The sequence below is a fragment of the Cupriavidus basilensis genome (genome assembly GCF_008801925.2).
Lineage (GTDB): Bacteria > Pseudomonadota > Gammaproteobacteria > Burkholderiales > Burkholderiaceae > Cupriavidus > Cupriavidus basilensis.
On the sequence record NZ_CP062803.1, the window covers coordinates 2,434,726 to 2,447,917 of the forward strand.

Genomic DNA, 13,192 nt, shown 5'->3' on the forward strand with positions numbered 1-13,192 from the left:
GCATCCGCACGGCATGCCGCAGCGCGTTGCGCACCCCTTCCCGCGCGGCGCGCATGTCATTGCGCGAGGGGCGGATTCAGACAATAATCGGAGCGCCCGCTGCCAGCCATCCGTCCCGACCCGGATCGCACCCGAAGCCACCACGCCATGCGCATCAAACGAGAATACCAATCCTGGGTCGCGAACGAAACGCTGGAGGATTACGCGCTGCGCTATGCGGCGCGCTCTTACCGGCGCTGGTCGCCATTCACGCTGGCCAACACGGCCATCGGCGGCGTGTCCTTCCTGGCACTGGAAGCCATCGGCGCCAGCGTCACGCTCAGCTTTGGCTTCCAGAACGCCTTCCCGGCCATTCTGCTGGTCTGCGCGCTGATATTCCTGATCGGGCTGCCGGTGGCATACCACGCCAGCATGGCCAATGTGGACATCGACCTGCTCACGCGCGGCGCGGGCTTCGGCTATGCCGGGTCCACCATCACCTCGCTGATCTACGCGTCCTTCACCTTTATCTTCTTCGCGCTGGAGTCGGCCATCCTGGCCCAGGCGCTCGCCATTGCCACCGGCCTGAACCTGACAGTGGGCTACCTGGTCTGCTCGCTGGTGATCGTGCCAATGGTGTTCTTCGGTGTCACGCTGATCAACAAGCTGCAGATGTGGACACAGCCGCTGTGGGCGGTGCTGCTGGTGCTGCCCTTCGCCTACATCCTGCGCCACGATCCCGGCGTGCTGGCGCAATGGGCGGCATTCACCGGGCGCGATGCGGCCTCGCCCGCATTCAATGTGCTGGCATTTGGCGCCGCCACCGGCGTGCTGTTCTCGCTGATGGGCCAGATTGGCGAGCAGGTGGACTACCTGCGCTTCCTGCCCGACCGCACGCCGCAGAACCGCTGGCGCTGGTGGAGCGCGCTGCTGCTGGCGGGCCCGGGCTGGATCGTGATCGGCGGCCTCAAGGTGCTGGCGGGCAGCCTGCTGGCGGTGCTCGCGCTGCAAGCAGGCGTGCCCGCCAATCATGCGATGGAGCCGATCCACATGTACGTGTGGGCATACGGGCAGGTATTCGATCGGCCCGAGGTGGTGCTCGCGGTGGCGATGCTGTTCGTGCTCGTGTCGCAGATCAAGATCAACGTGACCAATGCCTACGCGGGCTCACTGGCCTGGTCCAATGTGTTCGTGCGGCTGGCGCACTACCATCCGGGCCGCGTGGTCTGGCTGGTGTTCAACGTGCTGATCGCGCTGTTGCTCACCCTGCTGGGCATCTTCAGCACATTGGAGGCCGTGCTGAGCGTGTATTCCAACCTGGTGATCGCCTGGCTCGGCGCCCTGGCGGCCGACCTTGTCGTGCTCAAGCCGCTGGGCATCAGCCCGCGGCACATCGAATTCCGCCGGGCCTACCTGTATGCGTTCAACCCGGTGGGCTGCGGCGCCATGCTGATCGCCTCGCTCGCCGGCATCGGCGCTTACTCCGGCTTGCTTGGCGCGCTGGCGCAAGCCTATTGCGCCTTTATCGCGCTGGGCGCTTCGTTCGCCAGCGCCATCCTGATCGCCTATGCGACCCGCGGCCGGTACTACATCGCGCGGGAGGACCCGAACCCCCTCGACAAGCACGCCGACGAGCCGATCCGCTGCTGCATCTGCGAGCGCGACTACGAAGCACCGGACATGGCGCACTGCCCCTTCTATGCGGGGCCGATCTGCTCGCTGTGCTGCGGCCTGGACAACCATTGCCACGATGCCTGCAAGGCGCCCGGCGCCGCCGCGCAAACGCAGGCGGCGCCGTGGCAAGGCAGCTTCCTGCGGATACTGCCGCCGCATTTCCTGCGGCGGCTGGCGCGTTTCCTCGGCCTGTTCGTGATTGCCGCGGCGGCCATGGGCGCCGTGTTCCTGCTCGCCTACCGGCTGATCGGCGAAGGGCATGCCTCGCACGCCGACGGGACGGGCGGCCTGCTGCTGCGCGTGTACTCGGCCACCTTGCCGCTGCTGGCTTTCGGCGCGTGGTGGATCGTGCTGTCACACGAAAGCCGCGAGCTGGCGCAGGCGGAACTGATGGAGTCGCTGCGCCATCTCGAGTCCGCGCGCAAGCACCTGGTGGATGCGGAAAAGATGGCCTCTCTCGGCGGACTGGTCGCGGGCGTGGCGCACGAGATCAACACGCCGGTGGGCATCGCCGTCAGCGCCGCCTCCTACCTGCAGGACCGCACCAGCGCCACGCAGGCGCTGGTGGCAAGCAACGAGCTGGCACCCGAGGCGCTGCAACGCTACCTGTCGGACGCCGCGCAATCCGCCCGTTTGCTGCTGTCCAACGCCAACCGCGCGGCAGAGCTGGTGCAGAGCTTCAAGCAGATGGCGGTCGACCAGACCAGCGAAAAACGGCGCAGCTTCGACCTGGGCGACTATATCCGCGAGACCGTGGTCAGCCTCGACCCGCGCCTGCGCGACACGCACGTGCAATTGCTGATCGACTGCCCGGCCGGCATCGCCATGAACGGCTACCCCGGCGCGATCGCGCAGATCCTCACCAACCTGGTCATGAACTCGCTGGTGCACGCATTCGGCAGCGGCGACACGGGCCCTGTGCGCGGCACCATCCGCATCGCCGCCCGGCTCGCCGCCGGTGACGAAGTCGTGATCCGCTACGCCGACGACGGCAGCGGCATTTCCGATGCCCTGCATGAGAAGATCTTCGAGCCCTTCTTTACCTCGCGCCGCGGCAAGGGTGGCAGCGGCCTGGGCCTTCACCTGGTCTACAACCTGGTGACACAGCGCCTGGGCGGCACCATCACCGTGGGCCATGCGGGCACTACCGATGGCTGCGGTACCGTCTTCACCCTGCGCATGCCCCGCATCACGCCCTCGGCGAAGGCCACCATCCCGATCGTATCCGCCAGGACTCTGCCATGAATTCCTCTTTATCGATGCCCGCGTGGCAGGTCCTGCTGGTCGACGACGACCCCGACGTGCACGAGATCACGCGCCTGGTGCTGACCGACCTGACCTTCTCCGGGCGCAAGATCCAGTTCCACAGCGTGTATTCCGGCGAAGCCTGCAGGGCCCACCTCGCCGCTCACCCGGATACCGCACTCGTGCTGCTCGATGTCGTGATGGAGACCGACGATGCCGGCCTGGCCACGGTGCGCTACATCCGCGAGCAACTGCGCAACCCCGACCTCCAGATCGTGCTGCGCACCGGGCATCCCGGCATGGCGCCGGAGCGCGAGGTGGTGACCGGCTACGAGATCAATGGCTACTTCCTCAAGACGGAGATGACCGCGCAAAAGCTGACCTCCGTCGTGATCGGCGGCCTGCGCGCGTACCAGTACGTAAAAGCCTTGCAGCAAGCTCATGCCCTGCCTCAGCCGGCCCCGCACGCGCAAGGCGTGCCGCGCGCGCCCGAGCGCACGGCCGCCGAGGCAGGTAGCGCGCGGATCGAAGCCGCCATCGAACAAGCGCTGCACAGCGGCCAGTACCGGCTGCAAGCCGTTTCCCAGTTCGACCTGGGCTCCGCCGCCGTCGCGGCCATCGCGCTGCTGCCGGCGTGGCCGAGCCCCACCGGCTGGATGCCGCACGCCGAAATCGCCAGCCACGTGCGCAGCCCAGGCCTCATTGGCGCGATCAATGCCGCGCTGCTGCGCCGCGCGTGCGAACTCGCGCTAGCCTGGCACGCGGATTCGCAATCCGCCCTATCCGGCGCGGCCCGCGTCAGCGTCCCCATCCTGTTGCCGCTCATGGCCGGCGCCGAGGAGTCCGAACTGCTGGCGTTGCCGGAGCTGCTCCGCCAATACCTGCGCGAGACCGCCCAGGCCGGCAGCGTGCTCGACCTGCAATTGCCGGGCCTCCTGCTGGGCACCGCCACCGAAGCCGCCCGCCTGGCCTGCGCCCGCATCCAGGAGCAAGGCGCGTCCGTCACGCTGGCCGACGTTGGCAACACGCCCATCTCGCTGGCCAACCTGCAGCGCTTGCTGCCCGACCGGCTGCAGATTCCCCAGGACTACGTGCGTAACGTGGCAACCGATGCCAAACGCGCCGCCATCGCGCGTGCCGTGATCGCGCTGGCACACACGCTCGGCATGCAGGTGCTGGCCAATGGCCTGGCCAGCTCGGAAGAACTGCAGTTCTTCAAATGGGAGGGTTGCGACATTGGGCAGGGGGACGTGCTTGGCAGCGTTTGGGAGGCCACGGGTCGCGGCTCGCCAGGCGCTTAGCGTGCCGCCGCCCCCGGCTCGGTGATGGCGCTGTAGACCAGCGTGCGCAGCTGGCGGCGCACCGGGTAGGCGGACGACGGCAGCAGTTGGGTCAGGAACAGTCCGATCAGGTCCTCCTGCGGATCGACCCAGAAGAAGGTGCTGGCCGCGCCGCCCCAGAAGAAGTCGCCGGCGCTGCCGGGAATCAACGTGGTCGCCGGCGTCACCGTGGTGGCGAAGCCGAGCCCGAAGCCAACGCCATCATAGGTGGCTTCGCTGAACATGGAGCGCGACATGCGCGGCAGGTCCACGCCGCCCGGCAAATGGTTGGCGGTCATCAGCGCCAGGGTCTTCGGCCCCAGCAGGCGCGCCCCATCCAGCTCACCGCCTTGCAACAGCATGCGTGCGAAGCGCATGTAGTCCGCCGCGGTGGACACCAGGCCGCCACCGCCGGAGATGAAGCTGGGCGGCTTCAGGTAGGGGCTGGTGCGGGGATCGTCCTGCAGGACCGGCGCGCGCGCGGATACCACCTTCGAACCGAGCGAGCCGACGGCGTAGCAGGCGCAAAAGCGCGAGGCCTTGTCTTGCGGCACGTGAAAGGCAGTGTCAACCATGCCCAGCGGATCGAATATGCGTTCCTTCAGGAAGGTCTCGAAAGGGATTCCGCTGATCTTGCCGACAAGGTAGCCCAGCACGTCGGTGGCGACCGAGTAGTTCCAGGCCTCGCCCGGCGAGAACTCGAGCGGCAGCTTGGCCAGCTTCCCGATCATGTCGTCCAGCGTGCCGCCGGTGGCGAGTTCGCCCAGCATCTGCTTGCGGTAAGCCGCGTCGACGTTGGTGTTCTGCTGGAAACCATAGGTCAGGCCGGACGTATGGCGCAGCAGGTCGACCACCAGCATCGGGCGCGCAGCCGGGCGCGTCTGGAAGCTCTCCATGAAGCCCCCGGCGTAGACGCCCAGGTTTTCCCATGCCGGGATGTACTTGCTGACCGGATCGTCCAGGGCGATCTTGCATTCCTCGACCAGCATCATGACCGCCACCGAGGTGACCGGCTTGCTCATCGAATAGATGCGAAAGATCGAATCCTCGGCCAACGGAACCTGCCGCTCGCGGTCGGCCAGGCCCAACACCGAGTTCAGCGCCAACTCGCCGCGCCGCCACACCTGGATGAGCGTGCCGGGCAACTTGCCGGTCGCGATATAGGCGTCGTCGATGAAACGTTCGACCCGCCCAAGCCGCTCGCGCGACATCCCCTGCGTTTGCCTGCCTTGCATATCCGTGTCTCCTCATTGATACCGTAGGTGAAATGCCGGCGCGCTGGCTGGAACTGCCGCTCGCTCGCACCTCGCCATCATGACATCGGCGCCTGCCCACGCCAAGCGGGCCGCGCGGGCAATGGCAACACGCAATGAAACCGGAGAAGCGGTGGGCCGGCGTCTGCCGCCCGGATCGCACCGACTCACCACACGATGCGACGCGCTATGCGGCCCCTGCCCTTACTCCAGGGTCACATTGGCCTTCTTGACCAGGGCCGCATAGCGCGCCGCTTCGCTCTGGAAGAACCTGGCGGCTGCCTCCGGCGTGCCGGGACTGATCGTATTGCCCTGCTTCTTCATCGCTTCCAGCACGTCCGGGCTGGTGAATGCCCTGGCGAACAACATGTTGAGGCGCTTGACCTCGACCGGCGGCAGCCCCGCCGGGCCTACCACGGCAAACCAGCCCTCGACCGCGTAGTTGGGCAAGCCTTGTTCTGCGATGGTGGGGATATCCGGCGCGGCCGGCGAGCGCGTCGCGCCGCACAGGCCGATCGCGCGCAGCGATCCGCTCTTCAGGTGCGGCGCCACGGCATTCAAGGCCACGACACCCATCTCCACCTGGCCCGCGATCAGGTCGGTCATCATCGGTCCGGTGCCTTTGTAAGGCACATGGCGAGCCTTGACATGTGCCTCATCGAGGAACATCTCGGCGGCGAGCTGGAGAATGGTGCCGTTGCCCGACGACGCATAGTTGAGCGAATCGGGCTTGGCCTTGAGCAAGGCGATGAGTTCCTGCACGTTCCTGGCGGGGACCTTGGGGTTGACCACCAGGACCAGCGGCGTCGAGCCGATCACGCTGATGGGCGTGAAGTCCTTGATCGCGTCGAACGGCATCTTCTTGTACACGCTCGGGTTGATCACGTGGTTGTTGGAGAACAGGCCCAGCGTGGTGCCGTCGGGTGGCGCCTTGGCCACCGCCGCCGCGCCGGTCATGCCGCCGGCGCCGGGAAGATTCTCGATCACTACCGGCTGGCCCAGGCTCTTGCCCAGCGCAGGCCCGGCAGCGCGTGCGATCGCGTCCACGCCCGAGCCAGCGCTGATCGGCAGGATCAGGCGCACCGGCCGGCCCGAGCCCTGGGCCAGCACGGTGCCGGCCGGCAAGGCAAGCGTCAATGCGATAGCCGAAGTGGCCAAGCCGAGTGCTGCCCGGCGCCAAAGGGGGAATGCCATGTCTGTCTCCGTATGTTTATCGTTCTGGTCCGCGTGGCCGTCCGAAGCCACGTGGCAATGCGGAAAGATTCAGTCCGGGCTATGCGCGCCCAGGCCGGACAGGATTTCGTCGTTGTGCTCGCCAATGCCCGGCAGCGGCATGCGCACGCCGGGCCTGCGTCCGCCCATCAACAGCGGCAACAGCACAACGTCCGTGGTGCCGCCGTCCTCGGTCTGCATCGGCACCAGGCCACCGCTTGCTCTCAGGTGCGGGTCATCGAGCAGTTGCTCCGGACGCATGATGGGCGCGTAGGGAATGCCCGCGGCTTCAAGCTTCGGCGCAAGCGCTTGCACGCGGTGGTCCTTGAGAATCTCGCCAAGCCGCTCCAGCAATGCCGGGCGCACCGCCACCCGCATGGCGTTGGTGGCCAGTGCCGGATCGGCGGCCAGGTCGGGACGTTGCAGCACGTCGCACAGGGTGTTGAACTGCTTGTCGCTGACGGCCCCGATGAAGAGCTGTTCGCCTTCGGCCAGCGTGAACACGTCATAGACGCTCCAGGCGGACACGCGCGACGGCATCGGCGGCGGCGGCTCGGCGGTCATCGAGAACTGCTGCATATGCTGGGACGACAGGAACACGCAATTCTCGAACAGCGCGCTCTGCACTTCCTGCCCCTTGCCGGTGCGGTCGCGCTCCCGCAGTGCCGCCATCACGCCGATGGCGCCGAACATGCCGCCCATGATGTCGTTGACCGAGGTGCCGGCGCGCAGCGGGCGGCCCTTGGGCCCGGTCATGTAGGACAGGCCGCCCATCATCTGCACGACTTCGTCTAGCGCCAGGCGGTGTTCATAGGGCCCGGGCAGGAAGCCCTTGTGCGAGACGTAGATCAGCTTGGGAAACCTGGCGGACAGCGTGGCGTAATCCAGCCCGCATTTCGCCATCAGCCCCGGGCGGAAGTTCTCCAGCAACACGTCGCACTGGCCAACCAGCTCCACTGCCGTGGCCTGCCCTTGCGGGGTGGTGATATCGATGACCACGCTCTTCTTGTTGCGGTTGAACGAGCGGAAAAAGCCGATGCCAAGGCCGGGCAGGTTGCGGGTCTTGTCGCCACCGGGCGGCTCGACCTTGATGACTTCGGCGCCCAGGTCCGCGAGGATCATGCCGCAGGTCGGGCCCATCACCATATGCGTGAACTCAACCACGCGGACGCCGGCGAGCGGCAAGGAGGCATGTTCAGCGTGCATGGTTCTCTCTCAGGCGGAAAGCCGCATCGGCAACCGACGCGGGAAATGTCTTGGGCAGGCCGGCGCGCCACAGCGTGCCGTGCAGGGTTTCCGTGCTCAGCCAGCCGGCCACGCGCTCGCGCAGCGCCAGCAGACGGCGGATATCGATGCCAGTATCGAAGCCCATGCTGCCCAGCAGGTAGGCCAGGTCTTCGGTGGCGACATTGCCGCTGGCGCCGGGCGCGTGCGGGCAGCCGCCGATGCCGGCGAGGCAGGCATCGAAGCGGGTCACCCCGGCCTCCAGGGCAGCATAGACGTTGGCCAGCCCGAGTCCGCGCGTGTCGTGGAAGTGCCCGCACCAGAGGCGGTCGCCGGCCATTGCCGTGGCGCGTTCGAACAGGCGGCGGACCATGCCGGGATCGGCGTAGCCCACCGTGTCGGCCAGGCTCACGCGATCGGCGCCCGCGTCCAGCAGGGCCTGCATCAGCCGCAGCACCTCGTCCGGATCCACATGGCCCTGGATCGTACAGCCAAAGGCCGTGCCCACGCCACCTTCGATCAGCGTGCGGGAGCCGGCCGCGTCGCGCTCGGCGCGGATCCTGGCGACCTCGGCCACGACTTCGTCAGGGGTCTTGCGCAGGTTGGCCAGGCTATGCGCATGGCTGGCGGACAGCGGCACCAGCATCAGGTCCGCGCCGCTGGCGATGGCGTTCTCCGCGCCCCGCAGGTTCGGCACCAGAACCGAGACGAACAACCCCGGCAGCGACCTGGCAAAGTCCACGAGTTCCGCCGTGTCGGCAAGTTGCGGCAATCGCTTGGCCGGGACGAACGAGCCGACTTCGATCTCCCGCTGGCCCGCCGCATAGGCCGCCTGGATCCACTCGCGCTTGGCGCAAGTCGGCAGGATGGTGGCGATGCTTTGCAGCCCGTCACGCAGCCCGACCTCGCGGATCACGGCCTGGCGCGGTGCCGATTGAGTGTGCCTTGTCATTGAATCAGTGTCCCCTCGGAGGTTGGTGCTTTGGTCTGGCCTATGCACTCTATGTTGTTCCGGCACAGGCCAGAAGCGGTAATCAAGAAGCGCTGGCATTCCGGATTGGAACATCTGAACGAGTCACGCCGATGCGTCCCCCAAGCCAGCGGTCCGCCGACTGCCGCACACGAGGTGCCACGTGCCACCGCTCGCGTCCAGACCGAGGAATTTCCGGTGATGACAAGAAACGTTAAGATGGCCGCACTTGATTTCCAGATTGGAAATCCACCGTGGAAGGCTTTCGATGCGTGATCTAGACCTCACCTCCCTGCGCCTGTTTGTTGCGGTTTGCGAGACCCGCAACATGGCGCGCGCCGGCGAACAGCAACACATCGTGGCTTCGGCCATCAGCAAGCGGCTGGCGCAGCTGGAAGACACGGTGGGCGTGACGCTGTTCGAGCGGCGCCGGCGCGGCGTGATCCCGACCGCGGCGGGTGAGATCCTGCTTGAGCACGCTCGCGCCATGCTGGCCGCGGCTGATCGCGTGGAGCGCGACATGGCCGACTACGGGACCGGCATCAAGGGGCAAGTCCGCTTGCTGGCCACCGTATCGTGCATGGCCGAGTCGCTGCCCGACGATATCGCGAGCTTCCTGCAGGTGCCCGAGCACCGGGACATCCGCGTCACCGTCGAGGAAAGCCTCAGCCGCGACCTCGTCCGCGCATTGCGTGAGGGCTCCGCGCCGTTGGGCATCTGCTGGGATGCCGCGGATCTGGAAGGATTCCAGACCCGCCCCTATCGCGGCGATGCCCTGGCGGCCATCGTGCATCCCGAGCATCCGCTCGCTGGCCAGCCGGATTGCACGTTTGCGCAAACGCTGGAGTTCGACCACATCGGGCTGCCCGGGCAGACGGCAGTGCACACCATGCTCGCGCGCGCCGCGGCCATCATCGGCTTGCCGATGGCATACCGCGTGGTGGTTTCCTCGTTCGATGCGTCCCTGCGCTGCGTGCGCGCGAATCTGGGTCTTGCCATCATGCCCCGCGAGGTGGTCGAGCCCACTTACGCCAGCTTTGGCGTACGGGTGATCCCGCTCGCCGATAGCTGGGCACAGCGCCGCTTCGCAATCTGCATGCGCGACGAGGCAAGCCTTTCGCCAGCGGCAAGGCTGCTGGTGGACTACCTGGAACAAAAGGCAGCAGGCTGACGGCACGCCTGCGTGCGTCGCCTTGCGCAGTCGGCGCAGACTGGTTTCACGATGACAGGGCGTACAGCAAACCGAGGGCCAGCAGGCATCCGGTCAGTTTCAGGTAATACCCGCCACCGTGATGAGGTTGGCCTGTGCGGAGTGCTGCATTGCGGCTGTGCGGCATGATGTTGCTCACCGAATTGTGACAGCCCACAGGTTAAGAACTCGCCCATGCAAATGGCGTAGAAAGCTATCAGCCAGGCATAAACAGCCCGTAAATGTCCATCCGCTGCCGGATGATCCCCACCTACAATGAATTGTCGGGCCGGGCCAGCTTGGACCTTCGCCTTGTTGCGGGCAGCCGCAGGCCACGGATGACGGTCCGGCAAAGGAGCATGATCGATGCGCTCGGCAGCGATATCCGGCCTGCGCCTGAGGCATATTGCCGCCAGGGTTGCGGTTGGCATCATCGGCTTGATCGTCATCGGCCGCCTCACCGGCATGCTGGTCGACTGGCTGTGGTTTTCCTCCATCGGCTATGTCAACGTCTTCTGGACGGTCCTTGTCACCAAGTTGCTTCTGTTCGCTGCGGTCTTCGCTGCATCGGCGGGCGCGATCTGGGTATCGGGAGCGCTGGCGCACCACTATGCGAGCCCGCCCGGCTCCTGGAGGGCGGAGGTCCTGAGCGAGCTGGTCGGCGAAGTCGCGCCGCACCTGCCGTGGCATGCCGCCATCGCCGGTGCCGCCGTCCTGCTGGGCCTGCTGCTCGCCGCCAGCGAAATCCCGGACTGGGACCTCGTGCTTCGCTACCTCAACCAGGTGCCCTTTGGCAAGGCCGATCCGATCTTTGGCAAGGACATCGGCTTCTATCTCTTCTCGCTGCCCGCCTATCTTGCGTTGAGGAACTGGCTGCTACTGCTGCTGTGCTGCTGCGCGGCGGCCGCCGCCGCGGTGTGCGGAATGCGCGGCGACATCGCCTGCATGCGCTCGCCGCGCGGGCTTTCGCCTGCGGCCGCCACCCACGGCTCGGCCCTGCTGGGCTTGTTCTTCCTGCTGCAGGCCTGGTCCTACTGGCTCGACCGCTTTCTGCTGCTCTATGGGGACAACGGCGTGGTGGTGGGCGCCAGCTATACGGATATCCACGTGGGGCTGCCAGTCCTGTGGCCGCTGATCGGCCTGGCCACCGCGGCCGCAGCCGCTTCATGGGCCAATATGCGCTGGCGGGGCTATCGCATTCCTGCCGCCTCGGCGCTGGCCGTGTTCGGCAGCGCCTTGGTACTGGTGCTGATCTACCCGGCGCTATTCCAGCGTTTCTATGTCAAGCCGAACGAACTGCTGCTGGAGACGCCCTATATCGCCCACAATATTGCGCTGACACGCGACGCCTATGGCCTGGCGCAAATCTCGGTAAAGCCGTTTCCCGCCGAGCAGAACCTCGATCTCGCCGCGCTGCAGGCCAATCGCCCGACCATCGACAACATCCGCCTGTGGGATCTGCAGCCGCTGCGTGATACCTACGCGCAGTTGCAGGAGATCAGGACCTATTACAAATTCCTGGCGACGGACATCGACCGCTACCGCTTCGACGCCCGTTACCAGCAGGTGATGCTCTCGGCGCGGGAGCTGGAGCCGTCGCTGCTTCCGGCCAATGCCCAAACCTGGGTCAACCTGCATCTCCTGTTCACCCACGGCAATGGCGTGGTGATGTCGCCGGTCACGGAGAAATCCGCGGAGGGCCTGCCTACCCTCTACCTGAAGGATATTCCGCCCGCCTCCAGCGGCGGCCCGCCCATCGGTGAACCGCGCCTGTACTTTGGTGAAGGCGGCAAGGGCTATGTGATCGTCAACGGCAACACGCCCGAATTCGATTACCCCAAAGGCGATAAGAACGTCTATACGACCTACCACGGGCGTGACGGCATCGCGATCGGCAGCATGGCGCTGCAGGCCCTCTTCGCCTGGCAATTCGACGATCCCAACATCCTGGTGACCAGCGACATCACGCCCGCGAGCCGGATCCTGCTCCATCGCAATATCCAGGACCGGGTGCGTACGATCGCCCCGTTCCTCAGCCTGGACCATGACCCCTACATCGTCGTCGCCGGCGGGCGGCTTTTCTGGATCCAGGATGCCTACACCACCAGCCGCTGGTTCCCATACTCCCAGCCGGGCACCGGTGACGGCGACAATTACATCCGCAACGCCGTCAAGGTGGTGATCGATGCGTATAACGGGACTGCCGATTTCTACATCAGCGATCCCGCCGATCCCGTGGTGCGGACGTACCAGCGCATTTTCCCGGGGCTGTTCAAGCCGCTGGGCGCGATGCCGCAAGACCTGCAGCAGCATATCCGCTACCCCGAAGACCTGTTCCTGATCCAGGCGCAGGTCTACCGCGCCTATCACATGGAAACGCCGGAAGTCTTCTACAACCGCGAGGATCTCTGGCAGTTCCCGCGCAAGCAGGCCGACATCGATGCGGGCACCGGCCCCGGCACGCCCATGACGCCCTACTACATGATCGTGCGGCTGCCCGCGCAGCCGCGCGCCGAATTCGTGCTGATGCTGCCGATGGTGCCCAGCCAGCGCGAGAACATGATTGCGTGGCTGGCGGCGCGTTGCGATCCGCCTGACTACGGCAAGCTCGTCGTCTATGCCTTTCCCAAGGACAAGCTGGTCTATGGGCCATTCCAGATCGAGGCGCGCATCCAGCAAAACACCGAGATCTCACAGCAGATTTCGCTGTGGAACCAGATGGGTTCGCGCGTCATCCGCGGCCACCTTCAGGTCGTGCCCATCGACAACTCGATTCTCTACGTCTCGCCGCTGTACTTGCGCGCGGAGTCCGGTCAGTTGCCAGAGCTCAAACGGGTGATCGCCGCCTATGGCGACCATGTGGTGATGGAGGAAACCTTGGGCGCGGCGCTGGCGGCGCTCTTCAAGGAGGCGGCCCCGGTGGTGGCCGCGCCCGGTGGCCCACCAGACGGCCGCGCCCGCGAGGCACTCGCCCACTATGACCGCGCCATGGAGCGATTGAAGGCGGGCGACTGGGGCGGCTTTGGCGCGGAACTCGACGCGCTGAAGCCGCTGCTCGAAGCGCTCGGCGCCGGGCGCGCCGATACGCAGAAATGACGAACGATCATGCAAACGATCGTGCCTGGCG

8 protein-coding genes are annotated in these 13,192 nt (G+C 66.3%); 4 read left to right on the plus strand and 4 right to left on the minus strand.

Annotation, left to right across the window (positions count from 1 at the left end):
- Positions 1-147 precede the first annotated feature (147 nt).
- On the plus strand, positions 148-2,898 hold the full coding sequence (locus tag F7R26_RS10970; protein WP_150983620.1) for an ATP-binding protein: 2,751 nt from the start codon (positions 148-150) through the stop codon (positions 2,896-2,898).
- Entirely contained in the window at positions 2,895-4,199 is a 1,305-nt protein-coding gene (locus F7R26_RS10975; RefSeq protein WP_150983621.1) for an EAL domain-containing response regulator, read from the plus strand. The genes F7R26_RS10970 and F7R26_RS10975 overlap by 4 nt, the downstream gene beginning before the upstream one ends.
- Here the strand turns inward: F7R26_RS10975 and F7R26_RS10980 are convergent.
- The 4 genes from F7R26_RS10980 to F7R26_RS10995 form a co-directional block, all read right to left on the minus strand.
- A complete protein-coding gene (locus F7R26_RS10980) occupies positions 4,196-5,452 on the minus strand; it encodes a serine hydrolase domain-containing protein (protein ID WP_150983622.1) in 1,257 nt (418 codons plus the stop codon). The two genes, F7R26_RS10975 and F7R26_RS10980, sit on opposite strands and share 4 nt — an antisense overlap.
- 222 nt (positions 5,453-5,674) lie before the next feature.
- On the minus strand, positions 5,675-6,664 hold the full coding sequence (locus tag F7R26_RS10985) for a Bug family tripartite tricarboxylate transporter substrate binding protein (protein ID WP_150983623.1): 990 nt from the start codon (positions 6,662-6,664) through the stop codon (positions 5,675-5,677).
- 69 nt (positions 6,665-6,733) lie between these two features.
- Complete coding sequence (locus tag F7R26_RS10990; RefSeq protein ID WP_150983624.1) at positions 6,734-7,888, minus strand: CaiB/BaiF CoA transferase family protein; 1,155 nt, start codon at positions 7,886-7,888, stop codon at positions 6,734-6,736.
- Positions 7,878-8,858 (minus strand): hydroxymethylglutaryl-CoA lyase, encoded by a 981-nt coding sequence (locus F7R26_RS10995; RefSeq protein WP_150983625.1) that lies wholly within the window; start codon positions 8,856-8,858, stop codon positions 7,878-7,880. Before F7R26_RS10995 ends, F7R26_RS10990 begins: the two co-directional genes overlap by 11 nt.
- A gap of 286 nt (positions 8,859-9,144) precedes the next feature.
- On the opposite strand from F7R26_RS10995, the gene F7R26_RS11000 reads away from it, so the two are divergent.
- Together F7R26_RS11000 and F7R26_RS11005 are read left to right on the plus strand one after the other, a co-directional pair.
- Positions 9,145-10,047 (plus strand): LysR family transcriptional regulator, encoded by a 903-nt coding sequence (locus tag F7R26_RS11000; protein ID WP_150983626.1) that lies wholly within the window; start codon positions 9,145-9,147, stop codon positions 10,045-10,047.
- A gap of 384 nt (positions 10,048-10,431) precedes the next feature.
- Positions 10,432-13,161 carry a UPF0182 family membrane protein gene (locus tag F7R26_RS11005; protein WP_150983627.1) on the plus strand — a complete coding sequence of 910 codons (2,730 nt, stop codon included), beginning with the start codon at positions 10,432-10,434 and terminating at the stop codon, positions 13,159-13,161.
- Positions 13,162-13,192: the final 31 nt, after the last annotated feature.